Source organism: Streptomyces sp. 1222.5 (assembly GCF_900105245.1).
GTDB lineage: Bacteria > Actinomycetota > Actinomycetes > Streptomycetales > Streptomycetaceae > Streptomyces > Streptomyces albidocamelliae.
The window spans coordinates 711,420-727,058 of sequence record NZ_FNSZ01000001.1 but is presented as its reverse complement, the minus strand read 5'-3'; the positions used below and the strand labels follow the sequence as shown (position 1 = coordinate 727,058).

The window sequence follows — 15,639 nt, the reverse complement described above, 5'->3', positions numbered from 1 at the left end:
CCCCGTCCGGCAAGGGACGGGGAACCGCTTCGCCCGGGACGGGTGAGACATGGCCGCTGTCCGGGTACGCGTGTGTCAGCCGTGACCCAGCGTCGTAGGAGCAGTCGTATGCTCAGATGAGCGATCTTCGCCACAAAATGTGCTGTATGCGGCTTGTTGGCGGACGATGAGGGAACCCGGACCCACGTCAACCGCCGTCATCCGGCCGGTCCGCCGGCGTAGCGGCGGCTGTCCACCACTACCGGGGAGAGATCGTGACAGTGCGCCTCGGGGCAGAAGAAGAATTCCACGTCCTCGACGTCGAGAGCGGGCGGCTCGTCCCGCGGGCCGCCGAACTGCTCGGCCGCTTCGACAGGCCCGGCCTCACCAGCGAACTCCAGCGGTCGGTCGTGGAGAGCAACAGCGGTGTGCACGACACCCTCGACGGTCTGTGGACGGACCTCGCCTCCACCCGGCGCCGCCTGGACGCGGCCGCTTCCACCGCGGGCCTTGCGGTCGTCGCCGCGGGAACCGTCCCGCTGGCCGGTCTCGGCTCCCGGGACGTCACCGCCGATCCCCGCTACCAGCGGATGGCCGACGACTACCGGCGCGTCGCCGACGAACAGCTCATCTGCAGCGCACAGGTACACGTGGACGTCCCCGACCGGGACACCGCCGTCCGCGCGATGTGCCTGGTGTCGCCCTGGCTGCCGCCACTGCTGGCCCTCTCCGCCAGCTCACCGTTCTGGCTGGGGACGGACACCGGGTACGCCAGCTGGCGCACCATGCTGTGGCAGCGGTGGCCGACCGCCGGACCGGCGGGCTGTCACCGGGACGCCGCCGACTACGACGAGGCGGTCGCGGAACTGATCCGCTCGGGTGTCATCAGCGACGCCGGCATGATCTACCACGACGTCCGGCCCTCGGCCCACCAGAACACCCTGGAACTGCGGATCTGCGACGCCTGCCCCCGCGTGGAGACCGTGGTGCTGGTCGCGGGCCTCTTCCGGGCCCTGGTGCGTGAGGCCTGCGAGCAGCTGGAACACGCCGACGGTCCCGTCTGCGACGGCCGCCACGACTGGCTGCGGGCAGCTGCCTGGCGGGCGGCGCGATCGGGCCTCGAGGGACATTTGGTCGACCCCGTCACCCGGTACGGGGCGCCGGCGCCAGACGTACTGACGGGCATGCTGGCCCGGCTGCGCCCCGCGCTGGAGGCGGCCGGCGACTGGGAGACCGTGCACGGCCTGCTGGAGGAGGCGCTGGCCACCGGTACCGCGGCGCACCGGCTGCGCCGTGCCGCCCAGGCCGAGGACCTCCTCGCCAGCGTCGACCTCATGGTGGCCGAGACCCGCGGCGAACGCCCGGCCTCGCGCCCCGCGGCCGGCCGGCGGCCCGCCACCGCACGGCTGGACGCCCTCGCCGCCCACCGGCGCCCCGGCAGGCCCCCCGCCCCGACCCCGAGCGCGTGATCAGACCGCCCCGCCCGCGATCGGCGGGCGGGCCGGCCGCGCGGCCGAAACCGCCGGCCGCCGTCGTCCGAAAAAGGAGTGCGAACAAGCTCATGCTCATCCCACAGGACCCCCCGATTCCCGAGCACCCATCGCCGGGGCACCCGTCCCGCACCGGGCCGCCCGGCCGGCAGCTCCGCCGCAACGGACGTACGGCCCGCACCGTACGGTCCTCAGCCCGGGAGAAGGGGATCCTCTGATGTGCGGACTCAGCGGAGAGATACGGTTCGACGGCGAGCGGCCGGACATGGCGGCGGTGGAACGGATGACCGACCGACTCGCGCCCCGCGGCCCCGACGGACGCGGCCTGTGGTCCCAGGGACCGGTGGCCCTCGGCCACCGCCGGCTGAAGATCATCGACCTGTCGGAGAGCGGCGCCCAGCCCATGGCGGACCCCCGCGAGAGAATCGCCGGCGTCTTCAACGGCTGCGTGTACAACTACCGTGAGCTGCGGGACGAACTCCGCGCGCTCGGCCACACGTTCTACTCCGACTCCGACACCGAGGTCGTGCTCAAGGCCTACCGGCAGTGGGGCACCGACTGCGTCGATCACTTCCTCGGCATGTTCGCCTTCGCGATCGCGGAACTGGACACCGGCCGCCTGGTGCTGGCCCGGGACCGGCTCGGCATCAAGCCGCTCTACCTGGTGCACACGCTCGACCGGCTGCGGTTCGCCTCCTCCCTGCCGGCCCTCCTGGCGGGCGGCGACGTCGACACCTCCCTCGACCCCGTCGCCCTGCACCAGTACTTCAGCTGGCACGCGACCGTCGCCGCACCGCACACCGTCCTGAACGGCGTCCGCAAACTCCCCCCGGCCACCGTCCGCGTCATCGAGCGGGACGGCACCTTCCGCGACCACCGCTACTGGCAGCCGCCGTACACGCGCCGCCCGGAGCACGCCGGTCTGAACGCCGAGGACTGGACGGACGCGGTGCTGGAGGCGCTGCGGACCGCCGTGCGCCGCCGCATGGTGGCCGACGTGCCCGTGGGGGTACTGCTCTCCGGCGGACTGGACTCCAGCCTCATCGTCGCCCTGCTCGCCGACGAGGGGCAGCACGACCTCGCCACCTTCAGCGTCGGTTTCGAGTCCGAGGGGGGCGAGGAGGGCGACGAGTTCCCCTACTCCGACCTGGTGGCCCGCCACTTCGCCACCAACCACCACCAGCTGATGGTGCCCTCCGACCGGGTGTCGGGAGCCCTGGAATCGGCGGTGCTGGCCATGAGCGAGCCGATGATGAGCCACGACGTGGTCGCCTTCCACCTGCTGTCCGAACAGGTCGCCAAGGAGGTCAAGGTCGTCCAGAGCGGCCAGGGCGCCGACGAGGTGTTCGCGGGCTACAGCTGGTACCCGGCGATGGCCGACGTGCCCCGGGAGCGGGCCGCGCAGGCCTACATCGACACCTACTTCGACCGGTCCCACGCCGAGCTCGCCCGCATCCTGGAACCGGAGATGCTGGCCGAGCGGGACGTCTCCGCCGAGTTCGTGCACGCCCACATGGCGGCCGTCGGCGCCGACACGGCGCTCGACGCGGACCTGCGGCTGGACACGCACGTGATGATGGTCGACGACCCCGTCAAACGCGTGGACAACATGACCATGGACTGGGGCCTGGAGGCCCGGGTGCCCTTCCTCGACCATGAACTGGTCGAGCTGGCCGCCGCCTGCCCGCCGGAACTGAAGCTGGCCGACGGCGGAAAGGGCGTCCTGAAGGCCGCCGGACGCAAGGTCCTCCCGCGAGAGGTCGTCGACCGGCCCAAGGGCTACTTCCCGGTCCCGGCGATCAAGCACATGGCGGGCCCGGTGCTGCAACGGGTCCGCGAGGCGCTCACCGCCCCGGAAGCCGTCAAGCGGGGCGTCTTCCGCCAGGACCACATCGACGAACTGCTCGCGGCACCGAACGCGCACCGCACCCGGCGAGGAGCGAACACACTGTGGCAGGTAGCGCTGTTGGAGACATGGCTGCAGACACACGGCATCCGCTGACCACCGGTCCGCGCCCGGACACCGGGGCACCGCCGCCGCACACCGACGCCGCGGCGCCGGGCGGGGACGGCACGGCGGCCGCCGCCCTCACGGCACTCGCCGAGGCCGGCACGACGGCGGCCGCGACCGCAGCCCGCGCGGCGCCGGAGCCCGTGCTCCTCGCCGACGCCTCGGTCCCGTACGACGTACCGCAGCGGCTCGCCGCGCACAGCTGCTGGTATCCGTCCGTGGATCCCGGCGGACGGAACGTCGCCTTCATCTGCGACCGCACCGGTGTGCCGCAGCTGTGGACCGGCCCGGTGGACGGCGACGAGCCCCGGCTCCTGGACGCCGACCCCGACCCGGTCACGGAGGTCTCCTGGTCGCCGGACGGCCGGTGGATCGCCTACACCACGGCCCCCGGCGGCGGGGAACTCACCCGGGTCCTCTGCGTGCGCCCCGACGGCACCGGAAGGCGGCTCCTGGCCGGGGGTGAACCCGGCGCGTCGGCCTACCTCGGCTGCTGGACCCATGACGGTTCCGCCGTCGCGGTCACCGTCACCGAACCCGCGCCCGCCGGAGACGTCCGGGCGCGACCCGACGGGCCCCCGCCGACCACCGACCTGCCCGCCCCCGCCCACACCGGCCGCTGGGCCGGCCGCGACGGCCAGGCGGTGCTGCTGGGCGGCAGGCCGCTCACCACCGCCGCCCACCAGGAGACGGAGCGGACCGTGGTCCAGGCCGACCACACCGCGCAGACGCGCGAGGCCGCCCCGCGAGCGCTGGCCGTCTACCTCGTCGACCCGGAGGGCACGAGCGCACCGGAACTGGTCGCCGGAGAGGCGGGGGCACCGACGCTGCGCGCATGCGCCCTGACCCGCGACGGCAGGCTCGCCCTGCTGCGCCGGGGGCCACGCGGACGCCGCGAGGCCGTCGTCCTCAGGCGCCGGGACCGCACGGTGACCGGCACCGTCCGGGCGGCCGACGGCGACCCCTGGATCGGGGGCTTCTCCCCGGACGGCCAGACCCTCTGGCTGCGCAGCGACACCCACCGTGAGTTCGCCGCGTTGCTGGAGGTCCGGCTCGGTACGCGCGGGGAGTGGCTGGGACAGCGCGTGGCCGCCGGCCGCCCGGACTGCGACCTGGAACTGCTGGGCCTGCACCGGGACGGGCAGCACGCCGTACTGTCCTGGAACCGCCACGGGGTCAGCGACCTGGAGATCACCGCCCTGCCCGCACGCGCGCCGCTGGAGTTCGGCACGGACCTCCGCGAGCCGCCCGCCGACGGCTCCCCGGACGGCACCTCGCGCGGTGTCCCGCTGCCGCACGAGGTGGTCACCCGCGTCGTACCGACCGCCGACCCCGACGGCCCCGTGGTGGCCCTGTCCGGCTCGCGGCGCCGGCCCGGCGTGTGGTGGCTGCCGCACGGCACGGCCCTGCGCACCCCCTGGTCCTCGCGCGACCAGGACGCGGTCCTCGCCGCCGGGCATCCGCCCGTACGGCCCTTTCCCCTGCACCCCACCGCCCGGGACGGGCTCTCCCTGGGCGGCTGGTACTACCGCGCGCCGGGCCGTTCCCCGGACGAGGCCGCGCCGTGCGTGCTGCATCTGCACGGCGGCCCGGAGGAACAGGAACGCCCCGTCCTCCAGCCGCTCTACCACGAACTCCTCGAACGCGGCCTGGACGTCTTCGCCCCCGACGTCCGCGGCTCCTCCGGCCACGGCCGCTCCTTCGTCGACGCGGACCTCGGCACCGGCCGGTTCGCCGCGATCGAGGACGTGGCCGACTGCGCGGCCCACGTCGTGGTGGCGGGCCTGGCCGACCCGCAGCGCCTCGCGGTGATGGGCCGCTCGTACGGCGGCTACCTCACGATGGCCTCCCTCGTCTGGCATCCCGAGCTGTTCCGCACCGGGGTCGCCGTCTGCGGGATGTCGGACCTGTCCACCTTCTTCGTCGGCACCGAACCGTGGATCGCCGAGTCGGCCGCGCACAAGTACGGGCATCCGGAACGCGACGCCGACCTGCTGCGCGCCCTGTCACCCATGAGCCGCATCGACGCCCTGCGCGTCCCCGTGCTCGCCGTGCACGGCGAGCACGACACCAACGTGCCGGTGGGGGAGTCGCGGCAGTTCGTCCGGGCGGCACGGGAGCGCGGTCTGGACGCCGAACTCCTCATGCTGCGCGAGGAGGGCCACGACTTCCGCCGCGCGGACAACCGCCGCCTCTTCCGCCGTACCGCCGCCGACTGGATCCAGCGCCACCTGACGACGACCTGACGCGGCCGCCGGCCACCGTGGCACCCCTGGCCGCAGGCGGCACCCGAGCGGTGTCCGGCCACGTCGGAGCGCATGGCACCATGGTCCCCATGGACATCCGGCGCAGGAACAACGTCACCGTCACCGGCCCGGCCGACGCCCCGGCGGTGGTGCTCGCGCACGGCTTCGGATGCGACCAGAACCTCTGGCGGCTGATCGTGCCCGCGCTGGCCGAACGGCACCGGGTGGTGCTCTTCGACTACGTCGGTTGCGGCGGCTCGGACCTGTCGGCCTGGACCGAGGAGCGGTACTCCTCCCTGTACGGCTACGCCCAGGACGTGGCCGACGTCTGCACGGCCCTGGATCTCGAGGACGCGGTGTTCGTCGGGCACTCCGTCAGCGCCATGATCGGCGCGCTCGCGGTGGACGCGGTGCCGGAGCGGATCGGCGCACTGGTGATGGTGGCCCCCTCGCCCCGCTACATCGACGAGGCCGGCTACCGCGGCGGCTTCACCGCGGAGGACATCGACGAACTGCTGGCCTCCCTGGAGTCGAACTACCTGGGCTGGTCCTCCGCCATGGCCCCGGTGATCATGGGCAATCCCGGCCGCCCCGAGTTGGGGGAGGAGCTCACCAACAGCTTCTGCGCCACCGACCCCGACATCGCCCGCGTGTTCGCCCGCACCACCTTCCTGAGCGACAGCAGGGACGACCTGCGCAAGGTGACCGTGCCCACCCTGGTCCTGGAGTGCGCCCAGGACGCCATCGCCCCGCGCGAGGTCGGCGCCTTCGTGCACGCCGCGATCCCCACCTCCCGCCTGGTCACCCTCGACGCCACCGGGCACTGCCCCCAGCTGAGCGCTCCGGAGGCCACCGTCCAGGAGATCCTCCGCTTCCTGGAGAGCCGGCCGTGATGTGCTGCGAGGACGGGGCGCCCGAGCCGACCGGCACCGGGGGCGAGGCCCGGACGGACGCCGCGTTCTCCGCGCTGCTGGAGGACAGCGCCGAGGAACTGTACGAGTCGGCGCCTTGCGGCTACCTGTCCACGCTGATGGACGGCACCATCGCCAAGATCAACGCGACCCTGCTCGACTGGCTCGGCCTGGCACGCGCGGACGTGGTCGGCAGGAAGCGCTTCGCCGACCTGCTGACCGTCGGCGGCAAGCTGTACCACGAGACCCACTTCGCACCGCTGCTGCGGATGCAGGGCGAGATCAAGGGCATCGCCCTGGAGTTGCGGACCGCCGCGGGGAACCGGCTCCCGGTGCTGGTCTCCTCCGCCGTGAAACAGGGCAGCGAGGGCCAGCCCCTGCTGATCCGCACCACGCTCTTCGACGCCTCCGACCGGCGCGCGTACGAGGAGGAACTGCTGCGCCGCCGCCAGGAGGCCGAACGCGCCCGCACCGAGGCCGAGCGGGCGCGCGCGGAGGCCGAGCACGCGCGTACGCAGGCCGAGCAGGCGAGCGCGGAGGCCCAGGAGGCCCGCCTGCTGGCCGACGCCCACCGGCAGCGCCTGGCCGACACGCTCGCCGTCCTCCAGCAGTCGCTGCTCCCCGACTTCCTGCCGGTCGTCCCCGGTGTCGAGACCGCCGTCCACTACCACGCCGCCTCTCCCGACCGGCTCGGCGGCGACTTCTACGACCTCTTCCCGATCGACGGCGCCAGATGGGCGTTCTTCCTCGGCGACGTGTGCGGCAAGGGCCCCGAGGCGGCCGCGGTCACCTCGCTGACGCGGTACACCCTGCGCGCCGCGGCCCACCACGACCCCGAACCCGCCGCCGCGCTGGCCACGCTGAACGCCGTTCTGCACGAGCGGTACACCGGCACCGGCGACCCCCGGTACTGCACCTGCATCTTCGGCATCCTCGAACCAGGCGCCGACGGCCGCACCGCGGTCCACCTCGCCTCCGGCGGCCACCCCCCGGCCCTCGTCCTGCGGGCCGACGGCCACGCCGCGTACCTGCCCACCCCCGGCGGGCTGCTCGTCGGCGTCGTCCCCACCGCCCCCTTCACCACCGCCAGGACCACACTGGCTCCCGGCGACACCCTCCTGCTCTACACCGACGGGCTCACCGAGGCGCGCAAGGGACCCACCCGTGACGACCTGTACGGCGAGGAGGCCCTGCTGGCCTTCGTCACCGAGCAGGCACCGGCCCCACCCCACGCGGTGATCACCGCGCTCACCGGACTCCTCGATGGGTTCGGCGACGGCCTGGACGACGACACCGCCCTGCTCGCCCTGGGCGTCCCCGCCCACCAATCCGCCACCCGCCCGGCAACGAATCACTCATGATGACTCCGCTGAACATCACTCACCGCGCCGCCGCCACCGGGCCCGTGCTGACCGTGGCCGGCGAACTCGACTACGAGCAGGCCGCCACCCTGCGCCGACAGGTCGAGCACGTCGTCCTCAACCCGGGGGAGAGCCTGACCCTGGACCTGTCCGGCCTGGAGTTCTGCGACTCCACCGGCATCACGGAACTCCTGGCCGCACGGCAACGTGCCATGGCCGCGGGCGCCGACGTCGTCCTGGCCGAGGTCCCGCCGAGCCTGCTGCGCACCCTCACCATCGTCGGCCTCGACCAGATCTTCACCTTCCGCACCGGCGGCGATCCCCCCAGCCCCTGACGGACGCCGGCGCCGCACGGCTGCGGGCTCACCGTGTGGTCAGCGTAGTCTCGTGCACGGTGCGCAGCCCGCCGTCCGCGCCGGCCCGCTCCAGCCGCAGCCGTGCCGAACGCCCGTGCAGCGTCAGGGTCATGAGCTGGTTGCCGAACCAGGGGCCGCCCTTCCTGCGCCACTTCACCGGCGGCCGGGGGCAGCGGCCGTGCCGGGCGAGTACTCGGCCGAGGAGCCGGGCCGGGCGGCTCCAGCCGAAGCGGAACCCGAGCCGCATCCAGACCGGCACGGAGTTGTGCACGGGCGAGCAGGTGAGCTGCACGACCCGCGCGTCGGGGCCACCGGACGGCCACTCGGCCTCCGCCACATAGGCGTGGTGCACGTCCCCCGACAGCACGTACACACCGGCCGGCGCACCCGCCCCGGAACCGGCCTCGGCGATCAAAGCGGCCAGGTCGGCGAAGGACCGGGGGAACGCCGCCCAGTGCTCCAGGTCCGCCCCGCGCCGCAGACGCTCGCCCCGCCGCGCCCACCGCGCCCCGCGCTCTCCCGCGCACAGGGCCGCGTCCCAGGCCTCCGCGTCGTGCACCAGATGCGGCAGCAGCCAGGGCAGCGAGGTGCCGATCAGGAGCTGGTCGTACGATCCCGGGCCGGTCAGCACCTGCTCCCGCACCCACTCCGCCTCGGCGGGGTCGAGCATGGCACGGCGGTCCTCGTCGAGCACCCGGGCCGCCCGCGAGTCCACCATCAGCAGCCGGACCCGGCCGAAGTCACGCCGGTAACTCCAGCGCACGGAGGCGAAGTCGGCGTCCGCCTTGGCGGCGAACGCGCGCAGCACATCGGTGCCGTCGGGCGTGTCACGCACCGCCGCGTACGTCGCGTCGTCGGCGAGCTCGGCCGGGGTGAGGTTGCCGAGGTGCTGGTACACCCAGTACGACATCAGGCCGCTCAGCAGCCGTTCCTGCCACCAGGCGGTCGCGCGCATGTCGGCCAGCCAGGCGGCCGAGGTGTTCCAGTCGTCGACGACGTCGTGGTCGTCGAAGATCATGAGGCTCGGCACGGTGGACAGCAGCCAGCGGATCTGCGGGTCGAGCCAGGACTCGTAGTAGAGGTGGCAGTACTCCTCATAGTCGGCGACCTGACTGCCCGGGGCCTCACGGAGGTCACGGCGGGAGGCCAGCCAGTTCCGGGTGTCCGCGGAGGTCTCGTCGGCGTAGACCTGGTCGCCCAACAGCAGCAGCACGTCCGGGCGTTCGGCGTCGGGGTCGGTGGCCAGCCGGGTGGCGAGGCTGTCCAGGGCGTCCGTGCCGACCGGGTCCTTGCCGTCCGCGGGCGGCGCGGCCCACCGGCAGGAACCGAGGGCCATCCTGATGGTGTCGCCCTCGGCGGGGGTCCGGATGACCGAGGGCGGGAACGCGGAGCCGGGCAACGGCCAGACCGCGTCGCCGTCCAGGAAGACCTCGTAGGAGGCCGAGGTCCCCGGCTCAAGTCCGGTCACGGTGACGAGCGCGTAGTGGTGCCCGGCGATCTGGAACGTCGGGGCGTCCGCCCGTGCCCCGGTCGAGCAGCGCACCTCGACGGCGCACGGCCGGCTCGTCTCCACCCACACGGTGGCGGACGAGTCGTCGGTGTGCCTCAGCAGTGGCCCCAGGCGCAGTTCGGCCATCGGTGGTCCCCTCCTCCGTCGCACCGTACGGTACGCAACGGCGGGACCGGCGGACAGAGCGGGGCGGTAGACATCGTTCCGGCGACAGCACAACCAAACGCCGGTGGCGAACGTCATATGAGTGACGCTTCGCTCGATACCGTCACGCCAGGGGGCAAAACATGAACAAGCGTAGATGGCCGGTGGTCGCCGTGGTCGCGCTCGTGACAGCGGGATCACTGAACCTCGTGGCCACGGCCGCGTCGGCGGCCGACGGCAGGACGTCGGCCGCCGCCGCGACGACGTGCCCGACGGGATGGGGCAGTCTGCCCAAGCGCGCCACCCGCGACTCGGCGGTCGCGCACTCGCTGACGGACATCCGCACCGGACGGCACACCTGCTACGACCGCATGGTCTTCGACGTCGGCGGCGGCACGGCTCCGCTGACCTACTCCGTCGCCTACGTCAAGACCTTCCGCCAGGACCCGTCCGACACGGTGATACCGGTCGCCGGAGGGGCGATCCTCGACATCAGGGTGGGCGCGCCCGCGTACGACCCGGAGACCGGAAAACCCACCTACCCCGCCCGGCCCGGCAAGACGCTGCCCGGCGTCAGCGTCACCGGCTACCGCACCTTCAGGGACACCAAGTTCGGCTCCAGTTACGAGGGAGTCACCCAGGTCGGTCTGGGCGTGCGGGCACGGCTGCCGTTCCGGGTGCAGCACGTGGCCGACCGTCTGGTGGTGGACGTGGCCCACACCTGGTGAGCAAAGGCCACGGGCGGTCAGTAGCGCAGGGCCGTGGCGACGTCCGCCTTGACCTGTCCGGTCAGCTTCCGGTTGCTGGTGGCGGTGGCGTCACCGGAGGCGCCGGCGGCGACGTCGCTGATCTTCACCACGGTCACGTCCAGCAGGTTGCCGCTCGTGTCCGTGAAGTTGACCTGCACGGCGAAGGACTTACTGGCGTCCGCGGTGTTCTTCGCGGTCACCTTGGCCGTGGCCTTGCCGTCGCTGCCGATGGTGGCGGAGCCGAGGCTCACGTCGTCCTTGGCCTTGACACCGCCCTTGGCCTCGTCGAGTTTGCGCTTGGCCTCCGCCGTGGCGGAGGCCAGCGCGTCGGTCCCCTGTGAAGCGAGGGAGGAGGCCGCCGAAGCCGCCTTGCTGGAGCCGGTGGACGGGGTTCCGGAGTTGTCGGAGCAGCCGGCCGCCCCGACCGTGACGGCCAGGGCCAGCGCCGTGCCGGCCGCACCCCGTGTCCAGTTCCCTGTCATGCCGCGCCTCCGTGCACTCGGATCGGTCTGTCCATCTCAGTGAAGGGGGCGCGGCCGGGTCCCGCACACCGAGCGGGGCGCCCGGGCGGCACCCGCACCCGAACGGCCCTGTCCCTGTCCGGGAACGGCGCTGGGCAGCCGTCACCGTCCCCGCTCCGGAAGCCGTCCGGACGTGCGGGGCCAACTGCCGAATGCTGCAATGACGGGAGACGCTCCGCCAGGGAGGCGCCCGGCACACCAGCGCACGATCCCCGGCTGACACGGGAGGGACGGTGTCGTGACCCGGTCCGATGCAACTCCCGCCCCCGCCGCCGGGACCCAGCCGGAAGAGGCCGACCGGCTGCGGGATCTGCTGCGCGACCCCGCCTACCAGAGGACGCTCGTGTTCTCGGCGGTCGTCGGCGTGCCGGTATCCCTGGCCGCCTTCTGGTTCCTCGCCGGGCTCCACGAACTGGAACACCTGCTGTGGGTGGGGCTCCCGGCCGATCTGGGCTGGAGCACGCCGCCCTGGTGGTGGCCGCTGCCCCTGCTGGCGGTCTCCGGCCTCCTCGTCGGTCTCGTCGTCAGCCGGATGCGGGGCGCCGGCGGGCATATCCCCGCCTCGGGTCTGCACTCCGGCGGGATGTCCCCGGCCGCCCTGCCAGGAGTGGTGCTCGCCGCCGCGGCCAGCCTGCCGCTCGGCGCCACCCTCGGCCCCGAGGCCCCGCTGATCGCGCTCGGCGGCGGACTCGCCCTGTTCTTCCGGGACCTGATCCGCACCCCGGCGACCGCGCGGGGCACCGCCCTGGTGGGCGCCGCCGGTGCCGCGGCGGCCCTGTCGGCGATCTTCGGCAATCCGCTGATCGGCGCGGTGATCCTGATCGAGGTCGCCGGAGTGGGCGGCCCGCAGCTCTTCGCGGTCATGCTGCCCGCGCTGCTCTCCAGCGGCATCGGGTCGCTGGTCTTCACCGGCTTCGGCCGCTGGACGGGCCTGTCCACCGGAAGCCTCTCGATGACCGTGGGCGTCCCGTTCCCCCGCCTGGACGCGGGAGACGTGCTCTGGTCCGTGCTCATGGCCGTCGCCATCGCCGCCGCCGTGCACCTGGTGCTGTCCATGGGGCGCCGGGCCGCGGTGTTCGTCGCGGGCGGGGTGGTGTTGCGCACGGCGCTCTGCGCGCTCGCCGCCGGGGCGTGTGCCGCGGTGTACACCCTGGCCGTGGGCCGTTCGCCGGCGGACGTGGCCTCCTCCGGCGAGGCCGTGCTGCAGCGGCTGGCCGCGGATCCGCACGCCTGGGGCGTGGGCGCCCTGATCGCCGTCCTGCTGTGCAAGGCCGTGGCGTACGCGCTGTGCCTCGGCAGCCTGCGCGGCGGCCCCGTCTTCCCCTCCCTGTTCCTCGGTGCGGCGGTGGGCGTTCTGCTCGCGCCGCTGCCCGGCCTCGGCGTGGTGCCGGGCATGGCCGCGGGCATGGCCGCCGCGACGGCCGCCGCGCTGCGGCTCCCGGTCAGCAGTGTGCTGCTCGTCGTCCTCGTGCTCGGCAGCGGGGCGATGATCCCCGTGGCGATCCTCGCCGCCGTCGTCGGCTTCGTCACCGTCGAACTGCTGCCGCCCGGGCGCGCCGTGCCGCCGGTCGGCAGGCCCGCCGGCCTGCCGGCGGCCCGGCCGGCGGCCACCTGGGAGGACGACGGCGCCGAGCCCGAGCCGGGGCCGACGCCCGGGAGCGCACGATGAGCGCGCAGCCGCCCGCCGCCGCGCGGCCCCTGTCGGCAGCGGCCTTCCGCGAGCTGTACCGGAGGCTGCGCGAGCGGGCTGGGGAGCACCGGCGCGGCGCGCTGGACCTGATCACACCCGGGCGCGTGGTGGCGGCCGCCACCGGGGTGCGGTCCGGACGCACGGTGTCGCTCGCCGCCCCCGTCGAGACCCGGCCCGGTCCGGACAGCCCGGAGCCCGCGACCCACCGGATGACCGCGCCGACGGACCGCGAAGGCCACGAGCACGGGCTGTACTTCGCCCGCGACCGGTTCGCCATGAACGTGCACGGAGACGTGGACAGCCACCTCGACGCCCTGTGCCACGTGATGTTCGACGGCGAACTGTACGGCGGGGTCCCGGCCGGCACCGTGACCCCGGACGGCGCCGGCACCCTCACCGTCGACCTGGTCCGGGACGGCATCGTCGGCCGGGGCGTGCTCCTGGACATCCCGCGCCTGCGCGGAGTGCCCTGGCTCGACCCCGGGGACCAGGTGACCGCCGAGGACCTCGCCGCGGCCGAGACCGCCCAGGGGACCCGCGTCGGGCCGGGCGATGTACTGCTGGTGCGCATCGGCCACCGGCTCCGGCGCCGGACCCTGGGCGCCTGGGACGTGACACGGGCGCGGGCCGGCCTGCACCCGACGGCGATGGGCTTCCTGGCCGAGCGGCAGGTGTCCGTCCTGGGGTCGGACGGCAACAGCGACGCGGCGCCGAGCGCCGTCGCGGAGGTCCCGTTCCCCGTGCACGTACTGGCCGTCAACGCCATGGGAGTGCACCTGCTGGACTGGCTGGACTTCGAGGAGCTGGTCCCGGTCTGCGAGGAGCAGGGCCGCTGGCATTTCCTGTGCGTCGTGGCCCCTCTGCGGCTCCCCGCGGCCACCGGCTCCCCGGTGAACCCGATCGCCGTTCTGTGAGCCGGCCGGTCCCGCTCCGGGTGCCGCACGACCGCACTGCGCGTACGTTCGAAGAGGAAAAGCCGGCAACAGCCCAGACCACACGAGCGAGGACGGTGGTTGCCGTGGACGCACTCCCCCCGTACGACGTGATCGTCATCGGTACCGGTGCGGGCGGCGGCACCCTCGCGCACCGCCTCGCCCCGTCGGGCAAGCGGGTATTGATCCTCGAACGCGGCGGCTACTTGCCGCGCGAGCGTGACAACTGGGACTCCACCGCCGTCTTCGTCAAGGCCAAGTACCGGGCCCCGGAGTTCTGGCTCGACCGGCACGGCAACGAGTTCCCGCCCGAGGTCAACTACTACGTCGGCGGCAACACCAAGTTCTACGGCGCCGCGCTGTTCCGGCTGCGTCCCGAGGACTTCGGCGAACTGCGCCACCACGACGGCGTCTCGCCCGCCTGGCCCCTCGCCTACGAGGACCTGGAGCCGTACTACACGCAGGCGGAGCACCTCTACCTGGTGCACGGCCGGCACGGCGAGGACCCCACGGAGGGGCCGAGCAGTGCGCAGTACGCCTACCCACCGGTCGAACACGAGCCCCGCATCCAGCAGTTGAGCCAGGACCTGGAGAACCAGGGGCTGCACCCCTTCCACCTGCCGATCGGGGTCAACCTCACCCAGGACGAGTTCGGCGGGGCCACCCACGCCAGCGCCTGCATCCGCTGCAACCGGGTGGACGGCTTCCCGTGCCTGGTCCGCGCCAAGTCCGACGCCCAGGTGATCTGCGTCGAGCCGGCACTCGAGCACCCCAACGTCGACATGGTCACCCACGCGCGCGTGACCCGGCTGGAGACCGATCCCACCGGGCGCAGCGTCACCACCGTCGTCGCCCAGCTCCCCGGCGACGAGGAGGCCCGGTTCTCCGCGAGCGTCGTGGTCGTGGCCTGCGGCGCGGTCAACTCCGCGGCCCTGCTGCTCGCTTCCGCCGACGACCGGCATCCCGACGGGCTGGCGAACGGCTCCGGCGTCGTCGGCCGGAACTACATGCGGCACAACAACCTCGCGCTGATGGCCCTTTCGAAGGAGCCCAACGACACGCAGTTCCAGAAGACCCTCGCCCTGCACGACTGGTACCTGGGCGCGGACGACTGGGACTACCCGCTCGGCGGCATCCAGATGCTCGGCAAGTCGGACGCCGAGCAGATCCACGGCCAGGCCCCCCGCTGGGCCGGCGCGGTGTCGCCGGACATGCCCTTCGAGGTCATGGCACATCACGCCGTCGACTTCTGGCTGTGCGGGGAGGACCTGCCCCAGCCGGACAACCGGGTGACCCTGGAGAAGGACGGCCGTATCCGGCTCACGCTCGACGAGGACAACAACATCGCCGGTCTCAAGCGGCTGCGGCACAAGCTGCAGCACATGCTCGGCCGGCTCGGCATGCACGAGCACCAGCTGCTGTCCCGCAGCATCTACCTGCACAAGGGCATGCCGATCGGCGCCACCGCCCACCAGGCCGGCACCGTGCGCTTCGGAACCGACCCGGCGTCCTCGGCCCTGGACCTCAACTGCAAGGCCCACGACCTCGACAACCTCTATGTGGTCGACACGAGCTTCTTCCCGAGCATCGGCGCGGTCAATCCGTCCCTCACGGCCATCGCGAACGCCCTGCGCGTGGGTGACCACCTGCTGGAGCGCCTCGGCTGACGCGGCCGCCGGGCCGCGCCCTCCACGCGGGCGAAGATGCTCAGCCGCAAGGCGCAATGCGGTCCGTCCCGG

12 protein-coding genes are annotated in these 15,639 nt (G+C 73.4%); 10 read left to right on the top strand and 2 right to left on the bottom strand.

Translation table 11 applies throughout. The annotated features are described in order from the left end of the window. The first annotated feature begins 254 nt into the window (after positions 1 to 254). The 6 genes from BLW57_RS03460 (at position 255) to BLW57_RS03435 (ending at position 8,333) form a co-directional block, all read left to right on the top strand. Complete coding sequence (locus BLW57_RS03460) at positions 255 to 1,448, top strand: carboxylate-amine ligase (RefSeq protein ID WP_093472045.1); 1,194 nt, start codon at positions 255 to 257, stop codon at positions 1,446 to 1,448. Between the two features lie 238 nt (positions 1,449 to 1,686). After that, positions 1,687 to 3,471, top strand: a complete 1,785-nt coding sequence (locus BLW57_RS03455; protein WP_093472044.1) for an N-acetylglutaminylglutamine amidotransferase — start codon at positions 1,687 to 1,689, stop codon at positions 3,469 to 3,471. Then, entirely contained in the window at positions 3,444 to 5,726 is a 2,283-nt protein-coding gene (locus tag BLW57_RS03450; RefSeq protein ID WP_093472042.1) for a prolyl oligopeptidase family serine peptidase, read from the top strand. The genes BLW57_RS03455 and BLW57_RS03450 overlap by 28 nt, the downstream gene beginning before the upstream one ends. 89 nt (positions 5,727 to 5,815) lie before the next feature. Further along, on the top strand, positions 5,816 to 6,619 hold the full coding sequence (locus BLW57_RS03445) for an alpha/beta fold hydrolase (protein ID WP_093480495.1): 804 nt from the start codon (positions 5,816 to 5,818) through the stop codon (positions 6,617 to 6,619). Continuing rightward, on the top strand, positions 6,619 to 7,998 hold the full coding sequence (locus BLW57_RS03440) for a PP2C family protein-serine/threonine phosphatase (protein WP_093472041.1): 1,380 nt from the start codon (positions 6,619 to 6,621) through the stop codon (positions 7,996 to 7,998). Before BLW57_RS03445 ends, BLW57_RS03440 begins: the two co-directional genes overlap by 1 nt. Next, on the top strand, positions 7,995 to 8,333 hold the full coding sequence (locus tag BLW57_RS03435) for an STAS domain-containing protein (RefSeq protein WP_371127771.1): 339 nt from the start codon (positions 7,995 to 7,997) through the stop codon (positions 8,331 to 8,333). The genes BLW57_RS03440 and BLW57_RS03435 overlap by 4 nt, the downstream gene beginning before the upstream one ends. 28 nt (positions 8,334 to 8,361) lie before the next feature. On the opposite strand, the gene BLW57_RS03430 is transcribed toward BLW57_RS03435, so the two are convergent. Then, positions 8,362 to 9,990 carry an alkaline phosphatase D family protein gene (locus BLW57_RS03430; protein WP_093472038.1) on the bottom strand — a complete coding sequence of 543 codons (1,629 nt, stop codon included), beginning with the start codon at positions 9,988 to 9,990 and terminating at the stop codon, positions 8,362 to 8,364. A gap of 161 nt (positions 9,991 to 10,151) precedes the next feature. Between BLW57_RS03430 and BLW57_RS03425 the strand changes: the two genes are divergently transcribed. Then, positions 10,152 to 10,736, top strand: a complete 585-nt coding sequence (locus tag BLW57_RS03425) for an AMIN-like domain-containing (lipo)protein (RefSeq protein ID WP_093472036.1) — start codon at positions 10,152 to 10,154, stop codon at positions 10,734 to 10,736. 17 nt (positions 10,737 to 10,753) lie between these two features. Here the strand turns inward: BLW57_RS03425 and BLW57_RS03420 are convergent, their stop codons facing one another. Next, positions 10,754 to 11,239: a hypothetical protein gene (locus BLW57_RS03420; RefSeq protein WP_093472035.1), complete on the bottom strand. Its 486-nt coding sequence runs from the start codon at positions 11,237 to 11,239 to the stop codon at positions 10,754 to 10,756. Positions 11,240 to 11,516: 277 nt separating this feature from the next. Between BLW57_RS03420 and BLW57_RS03415 the strand changes: the two genes are divergently transcribed. The 3 genes from BLW57_RS03415 (at position 11,517) to BLW57_RS03405 (ending at position 15,567) form a co-directional block, all read left to right on the top strand. Next, the gene (locus BLW57_RS03415; RefSeq protein WP_093472033.1) at positions 11,517 to 12,947 is read left to right on the top strand and encodes a chloride channel protein; all 1,431 of its coding nucleotides are present in this window, start codon (positions 11,517 to 11,519) and stop codon (positions 12,945 to 12,947) included. Beyond that, positions 12,944 to 13,882, top strand: coding sequence for a cyclase family protein (locus BLW57_RS03410; RefSeq protein WP_176985438.1), 939 nt, complete (start codon positions 12,944 to 12,946; stop codon positions 13,880 to 13,882). The genes BLW57_RS03415 and BLW57_RS03410 overlap by 4 nt, the downstream gene beginning before the upstream one ends. Before the next feature lie 95 nt (positions 13,883 to 13,977). Further along, positions 13,978 to 15,567 carry a GMC oxidoreductase gene (locus tag BLW57_RS03405; protein ID WP_093472032.1) on the top strand — a complete coding sequence of 530 codons (1,590 nt, stop codon included), beginning with the start codon at positions 13,978 to 13,980 and terminating at the stop codon, positions 15,565 to 15,567. Positions 15,568 to 15,639 lie beyond the last annotated feature (72 nt).

Bases quoted from the DNA above. Each gene is read 5' to 3' on its own strand.
- BLW57_RS03455 (WP_093472044.1), top strand. From the start codon at position 1,687: ATGTGCGGACTCAGCGGAGAGATACGGTTCGACGGCGAGCGGCCGGAC.
- BLW57_RS03450 (WP_093472042.1), top strand. From the start codon at position 3,444: ATGGCTGCAGACACACGGCATCCGCTGACCACCGGTCCGCGCCCGGAC.
- BLW57_RS03445 (WP_093480495.1), top strand. From the start codon at position 5,816: ATGGACATCCGGCGCAGGAACAACGTCACCGTCACCGGCCCGGCCGAC.
- BLW57_RS03440 (WP_093472041.1), top strand. From the start codon at position 6,619: ATGTGCTGCGAGGACGGGGCGCCCGAGCCGACCGGCACCGGGGGCGAG.
- BLW57_RS03435 (WP_371127771.1), top strand. From the start codon at position 7,995: ATGATGACTCCGCTGAACATCACTCACCGCGCCGCCGCCACCGGGCCC.
- BLW57_RS03430 (WP_093472038.1), bottom strand. From the start codon at position 9,990: ATGGCCGAACTGCGCCTGGGGCCACTGCTGAGGCACACCGACGACTCG.
- BLW57_RS03425 (WP_093472036.1), top strand. From the start codon at position 10,152: ATGAACAAGCGTAGATGGCCGGTGGTCGCCGTGGTCGCGCTCGTGACA.
- BLW57_RS03420 (WP_093472035.1), bottom strand. From the start codon at position 11,239: ATGACAGGGAACTGGACACGGGGTGCGGCCGGCACGGCGCTGGCCCTG.
- BLW57_RS03410 (WP_176985438.1), top strand. From the start codon at position 12,944: ATGAGCGCGCAGCCGCCCGCCGCCGCGCGGCCCCTGTCGGCAGCGGCC.